The 25,031-nt window shown below is 37.0% G+C and carries 21 protein-coding genes and 1 pseudogene; 3 read left to right on the top strand and 19 right to left on the bottom strand.

Translation table 11 applies throughout. From position 1 onward, the window contains the following. The first annotated feature begins 65 nt into the window (after positions 1-65). Complete coding sequence (locus OEZ61_RS03450) at positions 66-2,102, top strand: KUP/HAK/KT family potassium transporter (protein WP_034531989.1); 2,037 nt, start codon at positions 66-68, stop codon at positions 2,100-2,102. 42 nt (positions 2,103-2,144) lie between these two features. On the opposite strand, the gene OEZ61_RS03445 is transcribed toward OEZ61_RS03450, so the two are convergent. From OEZ61_RS03445 to cdaA, 8 genes and pseudogenes are all read right to left on the bottom strand, one after another. Beyond that, complete coding sequence (locus OEZ61_RS03445; protein WP_034531987.1) at positions 2,145-3,332, bottom strand: PLP-dependent aminotransferase family protein; 1,188 nt, start codon at positions 3,330-3,332, stop codon at positions 2,145-2,147. Positions 3,333-3,989: 657 nt separating this feature from the next. Continuing rightward, positions 3,990-4,298, bottom strand: a complete 309-nt coding sequence (locus OEZ61_RS03440) for a hypothetical protein (RefSeq protein WP_034532024.1) — start codon at positions 4,296-4,298, stop codon at positions 3,990-3,992. A 188-nt stretch (positions 4,299-4,486) separates the two neighbouring features. After that, positions 4,487-5,524, bottom strand: a pseudogene (locus OEZ61_RS03435) (ABC transporter ATP-binding protein); the annotation flags it as partial. A gap of 65 nt (positions 5,525-5,589) precedes the next feature. Continuing rightward, entirely contained in the window at positions 5,590-7,179 is a 1,590-nt protein-coding gene (locus tag OEZ61_RS03430) for a glucosaminidase domain-containing protein (RefSeq protein WP_290046942.1), read from the bottom strand. A 292-nt stretch (positions 7,180-7,471) separates the two neighbouring features. Beyond that, the gene (gene glmS / locus OEZ61_RS03425) at positions 7,472-9,295 is read right to left on the bottom strand and encodes a glutamine--fructose-6-phosphate transaminase (isomerizing) (protein ID WP_290046963.1); all 1,824 of its coding nucleotides are present in this window, start codon (positions 9,293-9,295) and stop codon (positions 7,472-7,474) included. A 303-nt stretch (positions 9,296-9,598) separates the two neighbouring features. Continuing rightward, positions 9,599-10,951: a phosphoglucosamine mutase gene (gene glmM / locus OEZ61_RS03420; protein ID WP_034531982.1), complete on the bottom strand. Its 1,353-nt coding sequence runs from the start codon at positions 10,949-10,951 to the stop codon at positions 9,599-9,601. 36 nt (positions 10,952-10,987) lie between these two features. Further along, the gene (locus tag OEZ61_RS03415; RefSeq protein ID WP_290046941.1) at positions 10,988-11,947 is read right to left on the bottom strand and encodes a CdaR family protein; all 960 of its coding nucleotides are present in this window, start codon (positions 11,945-11,947) and stop codon (positions 10,988-10,990) included. Continuing rightward, on the bottom strand, positions 11,947-12,792 hold the full coding sequence (gene cdaA / locus OEZ61_RS03410) for a diadenylate cyclase CdaA (protein ID WP_232347913.1): 846 nt from the start codon (positions 12,790-12,792) through the stop codon (positions 11,947-11,949). Before cdaA ends, OEZ61_RS03415 begins: the two co-directional genes overlap by 1 nt. A gap of 160 nt (positions 12,793-12,952) precedes the next feature. Between cdaA and OEZ61_RS03405 the strand changes: the two genes are divergently transcribed. Further along, a complete protein-coding gene (locus tag OEZ61_RS03405; protein ID WP_034531977.1) occupies positions 12,953-13,612 on the top strand; it encodes a DUF1361 domain-containing protein in 660 nt (219 codons plus the stop codon). A 32-nt stretch (positions 13,613-13,644) separates the two neighbouring features. Here OEZ61_RS03405 and OEZ61_RS03400 read toward each other — a convergent pair whose 3' ends face one another. Both OEZ61_RS03400 and murB read right to left on the bottom strand, forming a co-directional pair. After that, positions 13,645-15,606 carry a sodium:proton antiporter gene (locus OEZ61_RS03400; protein WP_034531975.1) on the bottom strand — a complete coding sequence of 654 codons (1,962 nt, stop codon included), beginning with the start codon at positions 15,604-15,606 and terminating at the stop codon, positions 13,645-13,647. A gap of 11 nt (positions 15,607-15,617) precedes the next feature. After that, positions 15,618-16,493, bottom strand: a complete 876-nt coding sequence (gene murB / locus OEZ61_RS03395; RefSeq protein WP_225351443.1) for a UDP-N-acetylmuramate dehydrogenase — start codon at positions 16,491-16,493, stop codon at positions 15,618-15,620. A 172-nt stretch (positions 16,494-16,665) separates the two neighbouring features. Between murB and OEZ61_RS03390 the strand changes: the two genes are divergently transcribed. After that, entirely contained in the window at positions 16,666-17,202 is a 537-nt protein-coding gene (locus OEZ61_RS03390) for a 3'-5' exonuclease (RefSeq protein ID WP_034531970.1), read from the top strand. Positions 17,203-17,218: 16 nt separating this feature from the next. Here OEZ61_RS03390 and OEZ61_RS03385 read toward each other — a convergent pair whose 3' ends face one another. The 9 genes from OEZ61_RS03385 to OEZ61_RS08145 all read right to left on the bottom strand — a co-directional run. Then, positions 17,219-17,719, bottom strand: coding sequence for a GNAT family N-acetyltransferase (locus OEZ61_RS03385; protein WP_051592231.1), 501 nt, complete (start codon positions 17,717-17,719; stop codon positions 17,219-17,221). A gap of 2 nt (positions 17,720-17,721) precedes the next feature. Beyond that, positions 17,722-18,198 carry a tRNA (adenosine(37)-N6)-threonylcarbamoyltransferase complex ATPase subunit type 1 TsaE gene (gene tsaE / locus OEZ61_RS03380; protein WP_290046940.1) on the bottom strand — a complete coding sequence of 159 codons (477 nt, stop codon included), beginning with the start codon at positions 18,196-18,198 and terminating at the stop codon, positions 17,722-17,724. A 19-nt stretch (positions 18,199-18,217) separates the two neighbouring features. Then, a complete protein-coding gene (pta, locus tag OEZ61_RS03375) occupies positions 18,218-19,183 on the bottom strand; it encodes a phosphate acetyltransferase (RefSeq protein ID WP_034531967.1) in 966 nt (321 codons plus the stop codon). An 11-nt stretch (positions 19,184-19,194) separates the two neighbouring features. After that, complete coding sequence (locus OEZ61_RS03370) at positions 19,195-19,884, bottom strand: uracil-DNA glycosylase (RefSeq protein ID WP_034531965.1); 690 nt, start codon at positions 19,882-19,884, stop codon at positions 19,195-19,197. An 82-nt stretch (positions 19,885-19,966) separates the two neighbouring features. Next, a complete protein-coding gene (smpB, locus tag OEZ61_RS03365) occupies positions 19,967-20,440 on the bottom strand; it encodes an SsrA-binding protein SmpB (protein WP_034531964.1) in 474 nt (157 codons plus the stop codon). A 21-nt stretch (positions 20,441-20,461) separates the two neighbouring features. Continuing rightward, positions 20,462-22,813 carry a ribonuclease R gene (gene rnr, locus OEZ61_RS03360; protein ID WP_034531962.1) on the bottom strand — a complete coding sequence of 784 codons (2,352 nt, stop codon included), beginning with the start codon at positions 22,811-22,813 and terminating at the stop codon, positions 20,462-20,464. Positions 22,814-22,962: 149 nt separating this feature from the next. Continuing rightward, entirely contained in the window at positions 22,963-23,202 is a 240-nt protein-coding gene (gene secG / locus OEZ61_RS03355) for a preprotein translocase subunit SecG (RefSeq protein ID WP_034531960.1), read from the bottom strand. A gap of 100 nt (positions 23,203-23,302) precedes the next feature. Then, complete coding sequence (locus OEZ61_RS03350; protein WP_290046935.1) at positions 23,303-24,829, bottom strand: ClC family H(+)/Cl(-) exchange transporter; 1,527 nt, start codon at positions 24,827-24,829, stop codon at positions 23,303-23,305. 117 nt (positions 24,830-24,946) lie between these two features. Beyond that, positions 24,947-25,031 (bottom strand): IS3 family transposase (locus tag OEZ61_RS08145; protein WP_354669364.1); only part of this gene is annotated, 85 nt, incomplete at its 5' end.

Below are 25,031 nucleotides of genomic sequence, written 5' to 3'. Positions count from 1 at the left end.
ATAAGTGGTAAATTGTACTTTATCAATGTGTGACTTTTACATAATTACTTTTGGAGGATTTAGTCATGAAAGCTAAATTTGATAAGATTTCCATTATGGGAATGCTAATCACCTTAGGAATTGTCTATGGTGATATCGGTACTTCACCTCTATATGTAATGAATTCAATTATTGGTAATGCTGGTAAGATGGCCAACATCAAACCATTCTACATAATTGGATCAATTTCATTAATCATATGGACGTTAATGGTGATTACAACAATTAAATACGTATTGATTACAATGCGTGCTGATAACAACGGTGAAGGTGGAATTTTCGCCCTCTTCGCTTTAGTTAGAAGAAAAGCAAAATGGCTAGTTTGGCCTGCTTTAATCGGTGGTGCTGCATTGTTAGCCGACGGTACTTTGACCCCTGCGGTTTCCGTAACGTCCGCTCTTGAAGGTTTGAAAGGCCAACACTTTGGTCCGATTTCATTTAGTAATTCACAACAAAACGTCTTAATCATTACTTCATGTGTGCTTTTGGTTTTGTTCTTAATCCAAAGATTTGGAACTGGAATCATTGGTAACTCATTTGGACCTGTAATGTTTATCTGGTTTACCTTCCTAGCTGTAATGGGAATTGTGAACCTACTAAAATACCCAGCCATCCTAGGTGCATTCAATCCAGTATATGCGATTGAAATTCTATTCAGTCCCGTTAACAAAGCCGGTATTTTTATTCTAGGTAGTATCTTCTTGGCAACTACCGGTGCTGAAGCATTGTATTCAGACATGGGGCACGTTGGTAAGAAGAACATCTATGGTACTTGGCCATTCGTTTACTTTGCCTTAATCATGAACTACTTAGGACAAGGTGCTTGGGTTATTAACAACGCTCATAACCCACAATTTGCTAACTTAAGTAACTTAAACCCATTCTATGAAATGCTTCCTGATTCACTTCGTGGATTTGCGATTGTAATTGCCGCTTTAGCCGCAATCATCGCTTCTCAAGCATTGATTACTGGATCATTTACTTTAGTTGATGAAGCAATTGGTCTTAAGTTCTTACCTCGAATGATTGTTAGACATCCAAGTAACGTTAGAAGCCAAATTTACATTTCAACTGTAAACTGGTTCCTATGTATCGTTACATTCATCGTCGTTTGGTCATTCGGTAGTTCAGAAAGAATGGAATCAGCATATGGTTTAGCAATTACAATTACTATGCTTATGACTACTGTTCTTCTATTCGAATACCTATCAGGCAAGATGAGAAGACTATGGGCTTTCTTCATCGCTGCATTCTTCGCAGTTATCGAATTTACATTCTTCATTGCAAGTATTGTTAAGTTCGTTCATGGTGGTTTCGTTACTCTAATCATCATGGGTGCTATCCTAATCGTCATGATTCTATGGTACTTCGGTAACAAGCGTCGTGACCATTACGAAAAGGAAAGCGAATATGTTTCACTTACTCACTACAAGGATCAACTATCTGCTTTGAGTGAAGACGAATCAATTCCGCTATACACTTCTAACTTGGTATACATGACTAAGATTAAGAACGACTACCAAATCAAACGTAGTACAATGTATTCAATCTTAGACAAGGAACCAAAGAGAGCTAAGGTATACTGGTTCGTTACTGTTAATGAAACAAGTAATCCTTATGAAAGTAACTACACTGTTGACTTGTTGGATACTAAGAACGTTGTTGACGTTCAACTATACCTTGGATTTAGAAAGCAACAAAGTGTAAGTATCTACCTACACCAAATTGTTAACTACCTAATCAAACAAGGTGTTATCGATCCACAAAAGCAAAAGTATACTTCAAATGGTAAACCTGGTAACGTTGGAGACTTCAAGTTCGTTATCATCAACGAACGTCCTTCTGACTTAGCATTGAACTCAGAAATCAATGCCTTTGACAGACAATTAATCTCCGGACGTATCTTCCTACAAAACATCACTGCCTCACCTATCTCATGGTATGGTTTGGAATTCAGTAATGTTATCGAAGAATCTTCTCCACTATTTATTACCATGCAACATGATCAATATTTAGTACAAAGAAAGATTTACCACTCAATTCATACAAGACATAACATATAAAATAAAAAGGACTTACCAAATTGGTAAGTCCTTTTTTTACGCTTAATTAATCATTTCATCAATGGCTGCGGCCATACGGCGAACACCTTCATGAATTTGATCTGCTTTCATGTTGGAGAAGTTCATTCTAAATGTTCCTGGAATTACTTCGTCAGGATAGAATGGTTCACCTGGTACAAAGGCAACGTTATGCTTTACACAATTGTTAAATAAGTCCATGGTATTAACGTTTCCAGGTACTTCTACCCAGATAAACATTCCACCTTCTGGATTACTATGCTTAACACCTGCTGGGAATTGTTCATCAATTTCCTTTAACATAAGAGATGCACGTTCGTAGTAAACGTCTGAAATTGCCTTAATATGTTTGTCTAAGTCGTTGTCTTCCATGTATTGAGCAACGATAAATTGTGATAAGTTATCTGAATGTAAGTCAGCAGATTGCTTCATAACAACGAACATATCGATAAATTTCTTATCAGCCACAATCCATCCTAATCTCATCCCTGGGGCTAAGATCTTCGAGAATGTGTTCATGTACACCACAGTTCCATTCTTATCAAAGTGTTTAACTGGTGGTACAGCAACACCTGAGTATCTGATTTCACCATATGGGTCATCTTCTAGAATGGTTACACCATGTGCTTCTGCTAATTCAACCATTTTAGCACGACGGTCAGCAGTCATGGTACGGCCAGTTGGGTTTTGGAAGTTAGGAATTGTGTAGATGAACTTAGTATCTGGATATTCACTTAGTTTTTCATCTAAGGCATCCATCTTCATTCCTTCTTCATCCATATCAACACCGACAACCTTAGCTCCGTAACTTCTAAATACGTCTAACGCACAAAGATATGTTGGTTTTTCAACTAAGATAACGTCACCTTTATCAACCATCATCTTAGCAACTAAGTCAATTGATTGTTCTGAACCAGTGGTAATACAAACATTATCCACAGTGGTTGTTACTTCTTTGTTGGTTTGCATTCGCTCGACGATTAATTCTCGTAAATGCGGATTACCGATTGCAGCGGTATATTGTAAAGCTTCAGAACCGTGTTTTTCAAAAACCTTATCAGCTGCTTCATGCATTTCCTTTACCGGGAATAATTCGGGTGCAGGTAGCCCACCAGCAAATGAAATGATTTCTGGATCACCAGCTACCTTTAAAATTTCTCCCACCACATCATTATCTACATTCGGTACACGACTTGAAAACTTGAAATCCATACAAAATCACTCCATTCTTTATAAAAAAGTTAACGCCAAATTTAGCGTTAACAATAATATAGTACTGTGAGATTAAAATTTCAATAGTTTTCTAATCATTTTCTAATGTAGATATTAATTATCTAGCAAACACAACGTAAATACAGAATAGAAGGATAATTATTTCGATTATCAGTAAAATAATGCGATATAAGGCCCTTTCTCCTTTTTTGTGGGTAAATATGTATGTTGTGTACATAATAACCATTAGAACGCTAATAATTCCAGCTAAGATAAATCCAACTACATACATTACATTTGATCCACTGATTCCGCTAATAATAAAAATGAGTGGAAAGATGTATAATGCGATATTTAATAATATTTCCTTAATAATTGTTTTCATGAATAATACTCTCCCGTTGTTAATATACCTAATCCCATTGTCGATAAGTGCTATCGAATTGTTTTAATAATAACACGACAAGTGTCGTACTTTTTTAATTTTTTTCAAATTTTTTATTGTCATAATAAATATCATCATTTATAATGAAAATTACATATTCAAGTCATCCCACTAAATGTTGCTCGTTATTTAGCTATTATTTTTTCGCAGCATTAGAAGTGGACACATATTATAAAAGGAAGTCATCAACCTACCGATGACTTCCTTTTTTATTATCCAACGTGATTTTCTTTTAGAATCATTGCCACTTCTTTTTCCATCTCTGGTGTCTTGGTCCATTCTTCAAAATGATCCATGCTTTCATCTGGCATTTCGAAATTTTCGTTAATGTAGTTTTCGTAATTAATAACGTGTTCTGAATGCGGAATATTTAGTTGCAAGATACGCACTTCCTTAATGAAGCCTCGTTCTGCAGCTAGTTCAGCTCTCCCGTTTTGAACCATGTTACTAATTTCCATGTACTTGGTACCGTCTAGTCTAGTAATTTGTTCAATTAAATCCAATGTTTCATGACTCTTCATTTCTTTAGCCATCTTAATTTAATCTCCCCTCGCAAAAAAAATCCGTTCAAAGAAAACGGATTTTTTGATTATTTAATAGTTGCCTTTACTGATGATGTTTTCTTTTCAGTAGTGGTCTTTTTATGATGTTTCTTTGTAGTCTTCTTGTTATCTTTAGCAACACCCTTAGGTAATACTAACTTCTTAGTTGGTTTTACGATTGATGCTGGGTGTTCAATGATGTGGCTTAGTGGATGTCCTGAAACGTTAACTAAGCAGAAGAATAAAGTAGCGATAGTTACTAACCAAGTAAATAGAACTGATGTCTTTGGCATCTTTTCACTGATTACTGATCCGTAGAAACGCTTCTTAACCTTGGCAGCAACATGCTTGTCATCTGGATGTTGTGCTTGTTCTTCCTCAGTAACTTGTCTTTGGTATTCATCGATATCAAAGTCTTTTTGAATTTGTTTTTGTTCTGCTTCAAACTTAGCCTTATCTTTCTTAGATAGCTTCTTGAACCATTCAATAAATTCACGGTACTTAGTAGTTACTTCTTGAGTTTCACCGATCATTCTTAGCTTACCGTAGTTAATCCAAGCAACACGGTCACATAAGAATTCGATTTGTTTTAGTGAGTGAGAAACGAAGATAATAGTCTTACCTTGTTCCTTAAAGTCAGCAATCTTGTCCACACACTTTTGGTAGAAAGTATCATCCCCAACAGATAATGCTTCATCAATGATCAAGATATCTGGGTTAATGTGAACGGCAATTGAGAATCCTAGACGTGATTTCATACCTGATGAGTAACTCTTAACAGGTTGGTCCACGAAGTCCCCAATATCGGCAAATGAAACGATGTCGTCCATTAAAGCATCGATTTCTTCGTTAGTTAAACCTTGCATTAATGACTTCAATCTAATGTTTTCTCTACCAGTTAGGTTCTTTCTTAGACCTGCACTAATAGCAACGATTGAAGTGTCACCCTTTACATCAACATAACCAGTTGTTTGAGGAATAATTCCAGAAATAATGTTAGAAATAGTTGATTTACCTGAACCGTTAACACCAATTAAACCAAGTGCTTCACCTGGTTTAACTTCAAAAGATACTCCCATTAGTGACCAGAAATGAGGAACATCAGTCTTAATGGAGAAAAATGATTTTAATTTATCAGCTTGTGTTTTGAACAAATCGTACTCTTTAGTTACGTTTTGAACCTTAATCTTATAATCTTCAGTCATTCTTAATACTTCCTATATTTTATTTCGATTTAATCATTATAAAACTAACTACTAATTATATCAAATTAATAAAAAAGTAGTGACTTGGCAGAAATCCAATAATTCTTATGATTTAAAACGATACGATACCAAGTAGTGTTGTACTCAGTTCTAATTCCCTTTAAATTAACGCCAACCTTGTAATCCTTTGGCACCTTTACTTGTGACCAAGCGGTCTTTTGAATGTGCTTAGAAGTGCCAGGAATGTGGTTGTATAGAGCAAACTTACCGTAGTTATTCAGATATGCATGTCCTGATGCCTTTGAATAAACTGATGACTTAGTGGTTGTCTTTTTTTTTGCAACCTTCTTAGCCTTCTTTTTAGTAACTTTTTTCTTAGCTACTTTCTTTTCGGCCTTGGTATAAGTAACACCAGTCTTGTTTACCCATACATCCCCTAGGTTGGAAACATTGATACGGTACCAAGTGTTTTCCTTACCGTGATAAGTATAGGTAGCAATTTGGTTTACGTTAAATGTTTGATTCTTATAACTATTGGATGAGCCTAGTGATTTAGCTAATGTTTGAGAATTGAAAACATTGCTGTATAGTCCACGGTTTGCATGGCTTAGTTTGGCCTTACCATTGTATTCCTTAACGTTAATGGTTGGGAAATCAATGGCCTTAGCACTTACCCAATAACTCTTGGCATTCTTACTAGTCTTGATTCGATACCAAGTAGTACTTGCACCCTTATAGGTACGCACAGCTAAACAATCAACGTAGACGTTACTGCCTGCCTTTAGGTGACTAGGCCAGTTGCCGGTCACGTTCTTAGCAGTAGTATCTTTAACGTGAGTGTATAAGTTGTAGTTTGCAAACTTTGATGATAATTGGAAAGTTTCTAGCGGATTACCATATGTATAAGTAGCAGTCGCTAGTGTTTTCTTAGGTTTAGTATTAGTAGTATTGTTTGTGTTGCTACTACTATTTGTATTTGGCGTACTTGTATTGGTATTAGTTGATGATGTATTACCGTCTAAGGAAGTTAAGTTATAAGTATTAATTAGATTAATTAACTTATTAGCATAACTTGGATCAGTTGCATAACCATCTTTTTGGATGTTGGTTGCAGCTTCGAATCCGTCCTTAGCTTGTGACTTAAATACGTTCGCATAACGTGAGTTAACAGTTAAGAAAGTGGCATAACCTTGAAGACTGTCCATCACACTGTTGTAACTCTTGAAGTATGCATAGGTGCTATAAGCTTGGCCATTGGAATTGTATTCCGAAGTCTTTAACTTAACACCGGTAGCATCAAATGATTTAATCCCAAACAAGTTGTTGGCAATTTGCGTCAAGTAGCTGGTTCCATAACCACTTTCTAGCGCTGCTTGAGCAACCATTGTTGAAGCATATAGATTATTGCTATTGGCAATAGATTGAGCAATTGGTGAAATTGTTGAAATAAAGTTGTCAGCAGTTAGTTGTGATCCCAAAATGTTATTAACTGAAGAAGCCGCAGTAACATTTGTGTTAACAGTAGCTGCAGTGGCAGTATTATTTGCACCATTGTCTAAATCATCCGCATGTGACACATAAACATGTCCTGCTGAAATAACTGCACTCGCACTCAGGACATACAGCAATGACTTGACGATCGGTTTTCTTCTCATAATTATTCTCTCTCCATTAAAAATCTTTTTATTCTCTCTTATCTCTTTACGCCTCTTCGGCTAGCACTAAGGCGGTTTTGTTGTTCCTTAAACTTATTAAAAGTCTTGTCCGCTTTAGCTTGTTTATTCGAATTGTTTTTTGTTTTCTTGGTAAATTTCATCAAAAACACTCCCAGTTAATGATTATAACATGACACAGTAAATTTTTATAAAATCTTATAAGAAAAATTAGTCTCTTTTTAATTTTCATCAAATAAAAAAGAGTGCCCGAGGCACCCTTTTGATTATTAAATTATTGAACAGTAACACTCTTAGCAAGGTTTCTTGGATGGTCAACATCTAAGCCCTTGTTCAAACTAGTGTAGTAAGCCAATAGTTGAGCAGGAATAACACTCAATAGTGGTGTTAATAGTTGATCAACGTCTGGAATAACGATGTCATCGTTTTCCTTGGCAAGTGATTCAGTAGCAATGGTAATTGCCTTAGCACCACGAGCCATAGTTTCTTCTAGGTTACTTCTAGTTAAACCAGCAGTGTTTGATTGAGTAATAATACCCACAACCGGTGTGTTTTCTTCAATCAAAGCAATGGTTCCGTGTTTTAATTCTCCTGAAGCAAAACCTTCAGCTAGAATGTATGAAATTTCCTTTAGTTTCAATGATGATTCAAGTGAAACGAAGTAGTCAATTCCTCTACCAATGTAGAATGCACGGTTAGCATTTACGAAGTACTTCTTAGAAATTTCGTTAATCATTTCCTTTTCATCAACGATTGATTGCATACCAGTGGCAACGAAACCTAGTTGTTGTTTCAAGTTAAAGTCTTTAGCAGCCTTAATTTCAGATGATTCACCTAAAGCCTTAGCTAGGATAGCTTCAACAGTAATTTGTGCTGTGTATGCCTTAGTTGATGCAACTGAAATTTCTGGACCAGCATGTAGTAGTAATGTGTAGTTCGATTCACGTGAAAGTGTTGAGTTAGCAACGTTTGTAATTGTTAAACTCTTGTAGCCTAATTGGTTTAGGTTAACTAATACTTCACGACTATCAGCTGTTTCACCACTTTGACTTAGGAAGATAAAGAATGGTTTCTTTGAAAGTAATGGCATGTTGTAAGCAAATTCTGAAGAAACATGAACTTCAGTAGGTACTTGTGCCAACTTTTCGAATAGTTCCTTACCAACTAAACCAGCATGGTAACTAGTACCAGCAGCAATGATGTATAGACGGTCTGATTCTTTAATTGAATCTAATAAGTCGTCTTCAATCACAGAATCACCGTTTTCGTTTAGGTATTCAGCTGAAAGCTTTCTCATAACGTTTGGTTGTTCGTCAATTTCTTTTAGCATGTAGTATGGGTAAGTACCCTTGTCAGTGTCACTAGCATCGATATCAACGTGGAATGGTTGTCTATCGGTTACGACTTCACCATTTTTGTTTTCGATAGTTACTGAATCTGGTTTAACGGTAACAAAGTCACCGTCATCCAATTCTAGGAAGTCATGAGTAACGTTTAGCATTGCTAGAGAATCTGAACATACCACGTTGCAGTCTTCACCTAGACCGATTAATAGCGGACTCTTGTTCTTAGCAACATAGATAGTGTTTGGTTCTTCTCTATCCATTAATTGGAATGCGTATGAAGCACCCTTTAGTAATGATAGAGTCTTCTTAAATGCTTCTTTAGCACTTAGGTTTTCAGTTACAGCGAAGTGATCAACTAATTGAACAACAACTTCTGTATCAGTTTGTGAAGTGAATTCAACATCACTTAAGTATTTTTCCTTTAGATCACGGTAGTTTTCGATAACACCATTGTGAACTAGGTAGAATCTCTTGTCTTGTGAGAAGTGAGGATGTGCGTTTTCGACAGTTACTCCCCCATGAGTAGCCCATCTAGTATGCGCAATTCCTGCACTTCCGTTAATCTTCATATCATTTACGGCGTCTCTTAGATTACTAATCGCACCGGTTCTCTTTACAAGGTAATCTTTTTTACCTTCATCGTTTACGTATAATCCAGCAGAATCATAACCACGGTATTCTAGTTTTTGTAAACCATTAACTAAAATATCAACGGCATTTTTGTTCCCTGTTACACCAACAATTCCACACATATTATATTTTCCTTTCACTCTTTATTTATTAATTGTTTTAAATAAATTTATATCTTTTTTATCATTTTCGACATAATCTACATTACAAGTTTTAATTATCAATGTCAATTGAAAAATATTAAATTGGTATAGTTTATGCAGAAAAAATAAAAAATTGCGTCATGTTGGTATCAATAAGCATAATATAAACAAAAATCCAGATTAAATTCGACTCATTTTATACCATTTATAAAATTGGTATGGACAAATTCACAGTAAAAAAAGGCAATAAAAAAGCAATCTAATTAGATTGCTTTTAATTTTTTATTCAATTCCAAAACGTTCTTGAACAACGTCTGCAATACGTTTAGTGTAGCCATCTACCAATTCTTGTGTTGGGGCTTCTGCCATCACACGTAGTAGTGGTTCGGTACCACTAGGACGAACTAGAACACGGCCATCACCGCTCATTTCTTTTTCAACTTCAGCAATAACTGCCTTTACTTGATCATCAGCTTGGGCACCGTCTTTGTCGCTAACCTTTACGTTGATTAGTTGTTGTGGGTACTTAGTTACTTCACCAGCAAGTTCTGATAACTTCTTACCAGTATCCTTCATTACGTGTAGTAATTGTAAACTAGTTAGTAATCCATCACCGGTAGTGTTGAAGTCTAGGAAGACGATGTGTCCTGATTGTTCTCCACCTAGGTTATAACCTGATTTGTTCATTTCTTCAACAACATATCTGTCCCCAACCTTGGTTTGAACATTGTGCATACCGTTTGCTTCCATTGCCTTGTACATACCTAGGTTACTCATAACTGTAGTTACCACAGTGTCTTGTTTTAGACGACCATGATCTGACATGTACTTACCACAAATATACATAATCTTGTCACCGTCGACTAGTTCACCGTTTTCATCAACAGCTAAACAACGGTCACCGTCACCATCAAATGCTAGTCCAATTTCAGCACCTTGTTCGACAACCATCTTTTGTAGTTGTTCTGGGTGAGTTGAACCAACTTGGTCATTAATGTTAATACCGTTTGGCATAGTTGCCATGGTTTCAAATTCGATACCTAAGTCAGCATATAGACGTGATACTAGGTTACTTGTTGCACCGTTTGCTGAGTCAACGCAAATCTTCATACCTGATAGGTCATCAGGAACAGTTTGTTCTAGGAAACGAATGTATTTTTGACTACCTTCTGAGTAATCATCAACACTACCTAGACCCTTAGCTGATGGACGTGGTAAATCATCCTTGTCAGCTTCTAGAATTGCTTCGATTTCTTCTTCTAATTCGTCTGATAGCTTGTAACCATCTGAACCAAAAAACTTGATACCGTTGTATTCAGCTGGGTTATGTGAGGCAGTAATCATAACACCGGCAGCTGCGCCTTGAGTTCTAACAAGGTAAGCAACACCTGGGGTTGTAACAACACCTAATTGAAGAACTTCAATTCCGACTGATAGTAAACCGGCAATTAAAGCACTTTCTAACATTTGACCAGAAATTCTTGTATCTCTGGCAACTAATACTTGGGGTTGTCCTTCTGCTTGGCTGTGCTTGGTTAAAATGTAACCACCGGCACGTCCACATTTGAAAGCTAGTTCGGGGCTTAAGTCTTTGTTAGCTACCCCTCTAACTCCGTCTGTTCCAAAATACTTCATAATTTTATCTCCATTCATCATTCGATTCTTTAAAATCTATTGTGGAATAACTGTTATTTTAATGTTTTCAGGATCAAAACCAGTAACGTTATTTAGATTCTTATCTAGTTCCACATTAACCACTTTCTTTGATGTAATTCCAGAAACATCAACATAAGCGACTACCTTATCAATTGATTCTAGCTCTTTTTTCGTTCCAAAAACCTTCACCTTTTCAGTGTCTGAAGTTAGTTCATACTTTTGGTTACTAGAGCCGTTTTCAACCTTTAATTTTAGTGGAACGTTTTTATTATTTCCACTACTTATTGGCAAATTAACAGAAGTTGTTGATGGCGTCAAGATGACGTTAACAATTCGACCCTTTGAGTCTAATGCTTCTAAAACAGCTGAAGAGCTGACTGACTTCTTGGTGTTTTGTGGAATGCTTAGCTTAGCAACAACTTGCTTGATCTTAGCAATTTCGTCGGCTGCTCCAGTCACCTTCACCTTGCTGGTTCCAAGGACTGGTTTGCCAGCTGAATACCCATCTGCAATGTTTGCTGAATCGTATTCTGCTTTAACTGGGAATTCCACAGTCTTTCTAGGTTGAATATTAACGTAAATATAACTTGGGTTGATGTAGTATCTTAATTCGTTGTTTAAACCATCTTGATACAAACGAACCTTGTGGGTTCCAACGCCTAATCTGGAAAGATCAGCATACACCTTAAAGTTTTGTGTATTAACTGTGGTAGTAACTAACGCTGTTGGTCCTACAATCTTAACTGATACCTTTTCAGGATATCCGGTAACAAAGTACTTATTATTATCAACGTTTAATTGTAGTGGCACTGAGATATTAGCTGACTTGTTAGAAGTCAACTGAGTAATGTCTTCAGAGCTTCCGTAGTTACTGCCTGAACCAAAAAGTTTTGATTGGTTAACATAAGCAAATAATAAGATGGCAAAAATCAATGCCAATAATCTTAGGTACCATGGGCTATTAAACTTCTTCATTACTTTTGCCCCCCTGTTGATTGCTTGATTTTGTCGAACCAATTAAAGATGGTTGTAAATACGTTCTTATTCATTGAATCTTGCTTAGTAATCAATTGATCACGTAAGAACTTCATATAGTCTTCCTTATTCATTCCACGTAATAACTCGTTGTTCTTAGTAATTGATACTTCCCCTGTTTCTTCAGAAATAACAATAGTTAAGGCATCAGTTACTTCAGAAATACCAACGGCTGCACGGTGTCTAGTTCCCAATTCCTTTGGAATTAGGTTACTTTGAGACAATGGTAGGTATGCAGCTGCTACGGCGACACGGTTATTACTGATAATAACGGCACCATCATGCAATGGTGTATTTGGAATAAATGTATTAATCAAAAGTTCACCGGTGATATCAGCATCCAACTTAATTCCAGTTTCGATGTAGTCTTCCAATCCGGTATCCATTTGAATTGTCATTAAAGCACCAATTCTACGTTTTGACATATATTGGATGGCTTTATCAAGTTCCAAAATCATCTTTTCATTTTCAACGTTTTGGTTTTGTGCGTGTTTAATAATTGAGCCTCGACCTAAATGTTCTAGACCACGTCTGATTTCAGGTTGGAAAATAACAATGATCGCGATAACTCCCCAGTTAATAACTTGGTCAGTTAAGTATGACACAGTTGTGAATCCAAAGATTACACTGATAATTTTCACAATGGCAATTACTAAAACACCACGGAATAATTGGACAGCTTTTGTGCCCTTAAGTAAGATAATTACCTCATAGATAATGAACCAAACAACTAAGATATCTAAAAGGTTACTTAGTGTTAAGATGTTACTCCAATTTATCCCCATACCTATTCCTCCATAATTTCATTCATATTCTATATTATATCACTCATTTTCGTTTATTTTTAGCATTATCATTTTTGATAGAATTTTTAAGTAATAATCATTCAATATTTACCGTTTAAGGTTTAAAATAGGGTTAATAATATTTTGAGGGGTCCAAATCATGTTTAAAAACGCACGTTGGCAAGTACGCCTATTTTTCATTTTGTGGATAATATTTTTATTCGTGGTCGCAAAGCCACCGTTTGAATTTTTAGTATTAAACACCTTCTTGGGTTACATCCCCATTGAACTAAGTTTGGAACTAACAAATAAATACGTTGAAAAGTCATGGATTTTTTGGCCGATTTTTGCACTTTGGTTAATTTTCTATCCAAATGCACCCTACCTATTGACCGACTTATTCCATTTATCACTACTTCAACCATATGGAACGAACGGATTATTAAGATTATCTGCTCACATGTGGATGAACTATTCATTCTTAATGATTAGTGCTTTAGGATGCTCAATGCTTGGTTTCTACGGATTATTCCAAATCGTTAACCGTTGCTTCGCATTCTTCTCAATCCATTCTAAAGTGGCAAAAGTATTACTAATCTTTGCTTTAAATGTCGTTTCATCAATTGGAATTTACGTTGGTAGATTCCTTAGATTCCACACCATCTACCTATTATTCTCACCTCGCTTGGTGATCAAACAATTAGCTGAGATGTGGACGTTAAAAATGTTAGTATTTGTTGTCATCATGACAATTGTTCAATGCTTTATCTATTGGATTTTATACCTAATCCTAAAAGATGTGAAAGATTCAAAAGAATAGTAAAAAAGACAGCCTTTATCGGCTGTCTTTTTTTAGTCTGTGCTTAATTCGTTATTTTCAACGTAGTTAACTTCTTGTCTTAGCTTAGAAGCAAGTTTCAAACTAATCTTATCGTTGATCAATAATTCTTGAATTCCCTTACGGTAAGCTTCTAGCTCACGTTCCTTGGCGATACGGTAGTACTTTTCGTAGTCCAATGAACGCGTTCTTAAAGCCAAACTAAGGTTGGTGTATTCATCCACAAGTGAATTAATTACTTTAGAATCACCATGTTCTTTTAGCTTTTGAACGGTATAGTCATTGACCATAATCAAAGCTTTTTGAATCTTTAGTTTTTGTTCCTTATCAGAACGTTGTTTGAATAGCCATAATTTGGTTGTTTGAACGGCTGACATGAATTCTAGTTTTAAGTTGAAATCGTTAAATGCAACCAGGTTCTTCAATTCACGGTGGTTAATTTGGTAGTTAATCGCATTGGCTTCCTTACTGGTAACAACCTTGTCCGCAACTAATTTCTTAACCGCTTGGTGCTCATATTCAACGGCCAACGAACGAATACTCTTTTCTAACTCATCCGGTTTGATTGAAGATAGTTGTCTAATCATCAATTCGCATTGATCGATTAAAATATTGCAAATGTGTTTGTCCGGACGGTCCATTTGTTTGATGTCATCAATTACGTAGTTTAATACGTAGATACGCGCCTTTTCTTCACTCCAATGGTTATCATTGTTGTAAGAAACGACTGGATCATTTTTAGAAATCAATGGCAACACAATTACCGCAGCTAGTAAACTTAAAACGATAACGATTGATGCAATGAATAGTACCAATTCACGGTCAGGAAACGCTTCATTTTGCACGGTAATCCATGGAATTGAAAGAATTCCGGCCATGGTAATGGCACCACGAACACCTGAGAATCCAACAATGTTTGCTGCTCTGATGTTGATTGGTCCAACCTTCTTAGTGGTAATTAGGTTGTGACAGATTTCATATAGAATAATCCACACAATTCTAATGATTAGAATAATCAACCATGTCACAACGGCATAACCAATTGATTGGAAGGTATTGAACTTCATGTCGTTAATAACGGCTTCCATCGCAAATGGTAGTTCAATCCCTAGAATCAAGAACACGATTCCGTTTAATAGGTAAACGATAACGTTCCAGGCTTGTTCACTAATCAATTGTAATTCAGCAGAAGATGATTGAGTTGATGTGTTGTTCACGTGGTAGACAATCCCGGCTGTTACCACCGCAATTACCCCTGAAGCATGGAAAACATCTTCAGAAAGCAAGTAAATAACGAATGGTGAAACGATTTGTAAAACAACGTTAAATACTAAATTTGTTAAACCGTTCTTGTATAACCACTTACGTACCAATGAGATTAATAGCATTGTGGCTACCCCAATGATGGCACCAACGATACTGATGTAGAAGAAGTCTCCTACGGCACTCTTCAATGAAAATGCACCATAAACGGTTGCGGCAATGGCATACTTAAAACCAATCAAACCACTGGCATCATTGATTAAACTTTCTCCATTTACCAAGTGCAAAATGTTCTTTGGTAAACGCACCTTTTTGGCGATTGATTCAACGGCAATTGGATCGGTTGGTGATAAAATGGCAGCTAATGAGAATGCTACTGGAAGTGGCATTGATGGAATTAATTTATAAATTAACAAACCACCAAAGAACATGGTGATAAATACTAAGATGATTGCGTTTGCGAAGATGGGCCATCTCAATTCCCAAAGTTCATCCTTGGGAAAACGACGCCCGTCGTTAAATAGCAAAGGCGCAATGAATAATAGTAAAAACCAGTCTGTACTTAGGTTAATGCTGAAGTTACCAATCAATGCTAATCCACATCCGAAAACGACCTGAATTAAGCTAACCGGAATGGCCTTAACATAGTGATTAAGGATTGTTGATAGAAGCAGTAGTAACGTTAAAAATAAAATAATTTCAATAAGCTGCATGGATTATCCCCCTATTTGTCTTGTCCGATAATTCTTACTTCCGTTTCTAGATGTACTTTGTTTTTAGCGTAAACAGTTTCTTGCACATGCTTGATCACGTTTAAGTAATCGGTAGCAGTCGCGTTGTCAATGTTCACAATGAAACCAGCATGTTTCTTAGATACTTGGGCCCCCCCTGATTGGTATCCTTGAAGACCGGCATCATGAATTAACTTACCAGCGAAATAACCCTCTGGTCTCTTGAAGACACTTCCACATGATGGTAGATCAAGTGGTTGTTTTGATTCACGTAATTCATTTAGTCGATCCATTTTCGCTTGAATTTCATCTTTATCCCCAATGGATAACTTAAATGTTGCTTCCAAAACGATGTCGTTTTGGTCTTGGACAGCACTGTGTCTGTAACCGAAATCTAGTTCACTATTGGATAGTGTCTTGATTTCATTTTCTGGTGTTAACACAGTGACTGATTCAATCACTTCGGCGGTTTCTCCACCGTAAGCACCAGCATTCATGAAGACTGCTCCACCGATACTCCCTGGAATTCCGGCAGCAAATTCCATTCCGGTTAAACCGTGTTGTTGAGCAACGATGGTAGTATCAATGTATCTAGCACCTGCTTGAGCAATTACTAAATCATCGTGAGATGTAATTTCATTCATCTCGGTCAAGATGATGACTAATCCCCTAATGCCACCATCCTTGATGATTAAATTACTGGCATTGCCTAAAACGGTGATTGGTAGATTATCGCGTTTTGCCATTGATAGTAATTCTCTGACTTCGTCTGTATTTTTAGGAAAGGCAACCAAGTCAGCAGGTCCACCAGTTTCTGTGAATGTATATTTTGATAATGGTTCATTTTTTAAAAGCTCAATTTTTTCCATTTTAATCATTTTCCTTAATTATCATAATTTATACGAGTTTATTAGTACAAATCACATACTTTTAATATTTAATACGTATAAACTCATACTACTACATTTTTAATTTTACCACGATATCATATAGGAAGACCATGTTATAATGTTGAAAGAGTAAAACGAAAGGACGTTATTAATGAACTTCGTTGCAATTGATTTTGAAACTGCCAATAATCAACGTGCTAGTGCCTGTTCATTAGCATTAACCGTTGTGCGCGATAACAAGGTTGTTGATGAATTCTATACTCTAATTAATCCGGAAACAGATTTTAATTATCGAAACGTCGATATTCACGGTATTCACGAAAGTGATGTTGCTGACGCGCCTACCTTCCCTGAAATCTGGCCGGTAATCAAGCAATTTTTTACCAAGGATCAATTAGTAGTTGCTCACAACAACTCATTTGATAATAGTGTATTGGCACGTAGCCTAATGCGTTATGGTCTAACCGTTCCAATGTATAAGACATTAGATACTGTTAAGACTTGTAAATACCTTTTCCCTGAGTTTAAAAATCACAAACTAAACACCGTTTGTGCCAACTTAGGAATCAGGCTTCACCACCATCACAACGCGTTAGATGATAGTTTAGCTTGTGCTAACATTTTAATTTATCAACAAGAAAACTTTGACGATGAGGTCATCAAGTCATTCATCAAGGTAAAAAAATAAGCATCCAGCTGGGTGCTTATTTTTTTAGGTTATATTGCATTTCTTGTGTGGATAACACACTACCAAGTGCATTAATTACCCTTTTCTTTACCACGGTAAATCCACTTTTTTCGTATAAGTGGATTGCGTGTTTGTTGGTCTTTTTCACAACCAGAGCCAATGTGGATAAGTTACTATCATATGTTGCCCAATCGATAACGAAGTCCATCAACTGGCCACCAATTCCTTGGTGACTATATTGATTCAAGACGGCAATGCCTAGCTCACCGATTCCGGAATCTTGTAGTTCTTGGACTTGAATCATCCCGACTGGTTGATCATCCAAAAATGCTAAACCAATGATAAAACTACGGGTTTGATTAACCAACATAATTTGTTGTGCTTGGTCATCTACGGATAACTTGCCAATATTTGGATCAATCGTGTATTGGTCTGATTCTTGTTTTAATTGTGCAATCAATTCGATTAACTTTGCCGCATCGCCTGGTTGTGCACAACGCACCTCTAAATTACACATTGCTACTTTTTCACCTGTGGAAAAATTTGCTTAACGATGTCTTCAAAACGTTTGCCACTTGGTTCAAATGAAATGGTTCTAAAGTCTTCACCCTTTTCATCATCACGACGGAAAACAATTTTCAAGTAATCGTCAGGAAGTTCATCGGCAATGAATTCGGACCATTCGATAACGTTAACACCGTCACCGTTGAAGTATTCTTCTAGGCCTAGTTCATCCCCACTACCATCATCTAAACGGTAGATATCCATGTGGTAAAGTGGCAATCTGCCACCTTGATACTCACGAATAATCGTAAATGTTGGACTCTTGATATTACGTTTAATACCCAAGCCCTTGGCTAATCCCTTGGTGAAGGTAGTCTTACCAGCACCTAGATCACCATCCAACAAAATGATGTCTTTATCCTTTAATAATGGTGCCAATTGTTCACCATATTGTTTTGTTTCATCAGGTGATTCTACGTTAACTTTAACCAAGAATCATCCCTCCTTTTGCTTATAGAGATTGGATTGCGTTAATGATTGCAACGTTGTAAACATCTTCAGCGACACATCCACGTGAAAGGTCTGATACTGGTTTTGCCAAACCTTGTAGTAGTGGACCAAATGCTTCAAAGCCACCTAGACGTTGAGCAATCTTGTAACCAATGTTTCCTGATTGTAGTTCAGGGAACACGAAGACGTTAGCTTGTCCAGCAACTTCTGATCCAGGTGCCTTCTTGTTAGCAACTTCTGGTACTAATGCTGCATCAAATTGTAGTTCACCGTCTGAAGGAACATCTAGTTCGTCTTTAGCCATTGCAGCTGCTTCTTGAACCTTGGTTACCATGTCACCCTTAGCTGACCCCTTAGTTGAGAAACTTAGGAATGCAACCTTTGGATCAATGTTGAATTGCTTAGCGGTGATAACACTTTGCTTAGCAACTTCAACCATGCCCTTAGCATCTAGTTCGATGTTGATGGCACAGTCAGCAAAGATGTATCTAGTGTCACCCTTTTGCATCAAGAATGAACCTGAGATACGGCGCATTCCTTCTTGAGTCTTGATGATTTGAAGAGCTGGTCTAACAGTATCACCAGTAGCGTGAGCTGCACCAGATACCATTCCGTCAGCCTTATCCATGTAAACCAACATAGTACCGAAGTAGTTAGCATCCTTTAGCCATTCAGCTAATTGTTCACGAGTGTTCTTACCGTTACGACGTTCTTCTAGTGAATCTAGCATTTCTTCGAAGTCTTTTTCTGGGTAGTTATTGATGTCGACAATTTCAACGTTTGATAGGTTGAGGTCACCGGCGTTTTGTTTAATTTCTGTTGGTTCACCTAACAGCACTGGGTGGATTAGGTTTTCGTCAGCTAAACGACTAGCTGCTTCGATAATTCTGATGTCGTCTCCTTCTGGGAAAACGATTTTCTTGTTTAAACCACTAATCTTTTCTTTTAATTCATCTAGTAAACTCATATTTCTTCCTCCTAATGGATTGTAACGTGTTCTGGTAGTTGCCAATCAATTGGCTTTTCGCCTAATGATTCTAAGGCGATATTAGTCTTTGAAAATGGTTGGGATCCGAAGAAACCACGGTGCGCTGACAATGGACTTGGATGAGCTGATTCAATCACAATATTGGTCTTGGTGTTAATCAACTTCACCTTGTCTCTAGCCGCTCTCCCCCAAAGGATAAATACGACTGGTTCAGGGCGTTGTGATAACTTTTCAATTGCAGTATCGGTCAATTTTTCCCATCCCTTTGATTTGTGGGAAAATGCGATTCCATCTCTTACGGTTAGTACTGAGTTCAACAATAGAACTCCTTGTTTGGCCCACTTTTCAAGATAGCCATGATTAACCGGTTTGATGCCTAAATCACTTTCTAATTCCTTGTAGATATTTCGAAGCGAAGGCGGAACCTTCACTCCTGGTAGGACTGAAAAACTCAATCCATGGGCTTGATTGGGTTCATGGTATGGATCTTGTCCTAAGATAACTACTTTTACTTTTGAGAATGGAGTCCATTCAAATGCTTCATAGATATGGTTCGCGTTTGGATGAATTTCATGATTTTCATATTCTTCAACTAAAAATTTACGTAAATCTTGGTAATACTCTTTTTCAAATTCTGGCTTCAATACATCCCACCAGTCATTGTGAATAAAAGGTTTCATTTATAACACCTCTATATATAATTTTATCATATATACAATAAATTCACATCGCAAAAAAAGCGCCCCATCACGGGACGCTTTTTTAGTAGTGTTTTAATACACGTGAGATTTCACGTTCTTGATCACGTTTCTTAATTGTTTCACGTTTATCGTATTCATGTTTACCTTCAGCCACTCCAATCAAGACTTTAGCAAAACCTTTCTTAAGGTACATCTTCAAAGGAACGATTGTAACTCCCTTTTTGTCTGTTTCCTTTGCTAACCGCTTGATTTCTTGCTTGTGTAAAAGCAATTTACGATTTCTAAGTGGATCATGATTGAACTGATTACCTTGTTCATATTCACTAATGTGAACATTCATCAATGTTGCTTGGCCATCTCTGATTTGGGCGAACCCATCCTTTAGATTGACACGACTTGCACGAACGGACTTAATTTCAGTCCCAGTCAATGCAATTCCCGCTTCATAGGTTTGTAAAACACGGTAATCATGACGAGCTTTGCGATTTTGCGCAACCAAGTTATCGTCTTTATTAGTTGGTTTCTTCTTAACCATTATCAATCACCTCTCAACCAATTAATGTTTTGAATTGGAATGATTACGACCATTACGGTTGTTGTTTCTTGAATGGCGGTTATTGTTGTTTCTACCAAACTTACCATTCTTATTGTCGTTTCTCCTATTGTTGTTACGACGGCCACCGTTGTTTCGTCCACCACGACCGTGAGCACCATTACTATGGCTTTCAGGTTTTAGTTTAGACATTGGTGTGTCTTCTGGATTAACAATATCAAAGTCGACAGCACTTTGGTCAACGTCAACGTTAACCACCTTAACACGAACTGGTTGACCAATTCTGTAAGTACGGTGAGTATTTCTACCAACAAGTGCTAGGTACTTTTCAATGTATTCATAGTAGTCATCCTTCATACGACTAATGTGAACTAATCCTTCAACAGTGTTTTCAAGTTCGATAAACATACCAAACTTAAGCACTGAACTAACAGTTGCATCGAATTCTTCTCCGATGTGGTCTGCCATGTATTCAGCCTTCTTCATTGCATCAGTATCACGTTCTGCATCGATTGATCGACGTTCTGCCTTTGATGAATGGTCTGAAATTTCTTCAAGCAATCCGGCGTATTTGGCCTTTGATTCCTTGTTGATACCGTTGTCTTCATAGTGGTGAATTAAACGGTGAACAGTTGTATCTGGGTATCTTCTGATTGGAGAAGTGAAATGAGTGTAGAATTCAGCACCTAGACCAAAGTGACCAAGTGGTTGGTCAGTATATCTAGCTTGCTTCAAACTTCTAAGCATCATAACTGATACAGCAGGTTCTTCTGGCTTACCAGCAACCTTCTTCAATACGTTTTGTAATACCTTTGGTTTCAAGTGATCTGGGTCACCCTTAACTTCTACACCGAATGCAGTTAAGAATTCGAAGAAGTTCTTCACACGTTCTCCATCTGGTGTTTCGTGAACACGGTAGATGAATGGTGCGTGCGCTTTACAGTAATGTTCAGCAACAGTTTCGTTGGCAGCTAACATGAATGATTCGATCATTCTTTCAGCAGTACCACGAACTCTTAGCTTAATGTCGATTGGGTGACCAGTTTCATCAACAATGATTTCTGATTCGTTATCATCGAAGTCAATGGCACCACGACGGCGACGTTGTTTGTATAGAATCTTGTGTAGTTCGCCCATTTCTTCAAACATAGGAACTAAGTCTTTGTAACGTTCCATAGTGTTTTCATCATGTGCTTCTAAGATGTCATTTACAGCCTTGTAAGTCATTCTAGCCTTAGATCTCATCACACTTGGGTGAATACGGTGGTCAACAACGTTTCCGGCAGGGTTGATTTCCATATCACAACTCATACATAGACGAAGTTCGCCTTCGTTCAATGAACAAATTCCGTTTGATAATCTTCTTGGAAGCATTGGGATAACTCTATCTGTTAGGTAAACAGAAGTACCACGCTTGTATGCTTCTTCGTCTAAAAGACTACCTGGCTTTACGTAGTGAGAAACATCGGCAATGTGAACACCTAAGTGGTAGTTACCATTTGGTAATTTCCATACAGTAACGGCGTCATCCAAGTCCTTTGATGATTCACCATCAATAGTAACTAGTGTTTGATCAGTAATGTCTTCTCGACCTTGCTTTTCTTCTTCACTAATTTCTTCTGGAATTGCGTCTGCTTCTTGCAATACGTCTTCTGGGAATTGAGCTGGAATATCGTGAGCGTATACGATTTGTAGAATGTCGATTCCTGGGTCATCAACGCTTCCGATTACTTCCTTAGCAATACCAACCATGTAATCTGGGTGGTCAGCATTTGGGTATTCAGTAATTTCGGCAGTAATTACTTCACCTGGTGTAGGTTTTAGACCAACACCTGTAACGTAAAACTTGTAGTTAATAAGCTTCTTTTCTTTTAGCTTAACTTGTCCTACGTATCCATGATCGTCGTCAGTACGGGTGAATTCACCAACTACTTGTTCGTAGTTTCTTTCAACGATGTTTACAACTTTACCTTCTGGACCTTTACCAGAGTTTTGGTCGGCACGTCTTACAATTTCAATTTGAACAGTATCACCGTTCATTGCTTGTAGTGTGTTGTCAGGTGCGATGAATGCATCTTCTAAGTTTTCATCATAGTTAACAAATCCGAACCCCTTTGGATTTGCATGAAAAGTTCCTTCGATTGTTTCACCTTGCACGTTTAACTTAAAATTGCCTGTTTCAGTAACCATAACTGTCTTTTCGCGTTCTAGCACAGCTAATGATTGGACAATTAGTTTAAATGCATTTGCACCATGGTATCCTAATTCATCGGCTAATTCTTCTACTGAAAATTCGCGATTGGGGAATTTTTGAAGAACAGCATGAATTTCTTGTTTTAAACTATTATCTTCCACAATTTACTCCTTAAGTTTTAAATTTTCGATCTTAAATCAAATTCGATAACTCATATTTAGTATTCTAACATTTTTATACCGTCTATCCTAAACGGTTTTTCGGTTTCACATAAAAAAAGCTCCTGTAAAAATTACAGGAGTCTTATCAACTAGTGTGATGATAACCAAACTAATCCTAATGCTGATGCAAAGAAAATAATCAATAATACAACTGTTACTTTTTGCATAAAGGCTTCAAAACCACGTGGCTTAGAGTTGGCAAACAAATCATCAGCACCACCGGTTAAAGAAGACATTGCATCGTTGTTAGTCTTTGCTGGTTGCATCAAGACAGCGATGATAATTAATACACTGTCAATCCAAATTATATTCATTAAGAAATTATACAATTCGTTGCCTCCTACCTAAAATACATAGGTTTCATCTTTAACTTTATCTTTACTGTTTAGTTTATCATAATACTTTCTAACATGCCAATTAATCAAAATTTTAATTATCTAATGTTAGTTTTTCCACATGTGTATATACATAACCACGGTTGTCGTAGTTTGTGGATATTTCAATGTTATCCCCAGCTCTTAGAATTGTATCTCCATCTGGGATAATGTATTGTTCATTTCTTTTGATGGAACTAATCAAACAACCATCTGGCCAATTGATTGATTTAACGGCTTTACCATCCATATCTGATCCCAATTGAACTGAGAAATATAGGTTGGTTAGTTGTCCACTTGTTGACAACTTTTGTGGGCTCAACATCTTTTGCAACATTTCATTGTAAATTGGGCTACCACCTAATAAGTCGGTAACTTCGTATGCAACCAATGTGACAAATGCCAATGACATTAGATTTTGCAATGATCCAACCATTTCAGTAATTAAGAGAATGGCTGTAAATGGTGCCTTTCCGACGCAGGCGAAGAACCCACTCATCGAGATGATGATGAAGTTAACAAAATAACTTTGTGGTAATACGCCCAATTGAATCAATACCTCTGAATAAATCGCCCCAATCAAAGCCCCTAATGAAAGCATTGGTAAGAAAATACCACCAGGTAATCCAGTTGAATAGGATAGTATTGACATTACGAAACGAATCAACAAGAACCATAGCAATAACGTAATGGTTGGTGCAGCCTTGGCAATCGTTAATACCATTGTGCTACCCCCACCTACGATTGTGGGTAGGTACATTTCAAATGGAATGACTAAGATAAATGGAATCAATACCCAGACAATGTTTGGTACCCAGTCTATTTTTTTATACCAATCGTTGACATGAAGTGTGGCATACTCATAAATTAATCCACCGATTCCAATCACGATTCCTAATCCGATTAAGTATGGATAAATATGTAGTGGAATCACATGTGAATAATTCATGTGTAATACCGGCACTTTACCAAAGACCGCAGTTGAAACGAAGTTCGCACTGATTGAAGCTGAAAGTGAAGTTAACCAGACTGATGTTGAAAAGTTGTGATAAATTTCTTCTAGCACAAACAAGGTACTGGCGATTGGAGCGTTAAATGCTGCTGATAAACCAGCGGCCGCCCCACCAGAGATAATCGTTTTACGTGCTTGTTTTGTTTGTTTAAAGGTATCTGCTAGTCCCTGAGCGGTAGCAGCACCCAATTGAATTGAGGGACCTTCACGGCCTAAAAATAGCCCACTGGAAATGGCAAGCACCCCACCAATGAACTTCTTGCTTAAGACAGAGAACCATGAATAATCTAGTTCGCCGTTTAACTGACCTTCAACCTGTGGAATCCCTGATCCCTTGATGTTTTTATCTCGTTTTACTAAGTAATATACGAAAAATGCGATTAGTAAATTCAAGATGATTAAAATAATCAGTATAAATAAATTATTTCGCGCTAGTTTCGCTAGTTTTAAGAATTGGTCCGATAGTCCTTCAATCGATACTCTAAATAGACTAACCACCATTCCGACTGCCAGTCCAATTAATAAACCGTACAGCACTGATTTAAATCGTCTTAAATTATCACTTTGCAATATGTTCGCCTTCTTTTAGTTGGTATAACAATCATACCATATAATTTTATGTACAAAAAAAGCATTGAAATAAGGAACTGCAACTATTATTTTGAACAAATAAATAAAAGCAGCTTTCTAACTATTTAATTGGGCAACTGATTTTCTGTATTCTACAGGTGATTGGTTGCCTAATTTTGTTAGTATTCGTTTATTATTCCAA

This window comes from Apilactobacillus sp. EABW-1NA (assembly GCF_030398685.1).
Taxonomy (GTDB): Bacteria; Bacillota; Bacilli; order Lactobacillales; family Lactobacillaceae; genus Apilactobacillus; species Apilactobacillus waqarii.
Note: the sequence above shows the minus strand (reverse complement) of the source record. Positions and strands in the feature narration are given on the sequence as shown.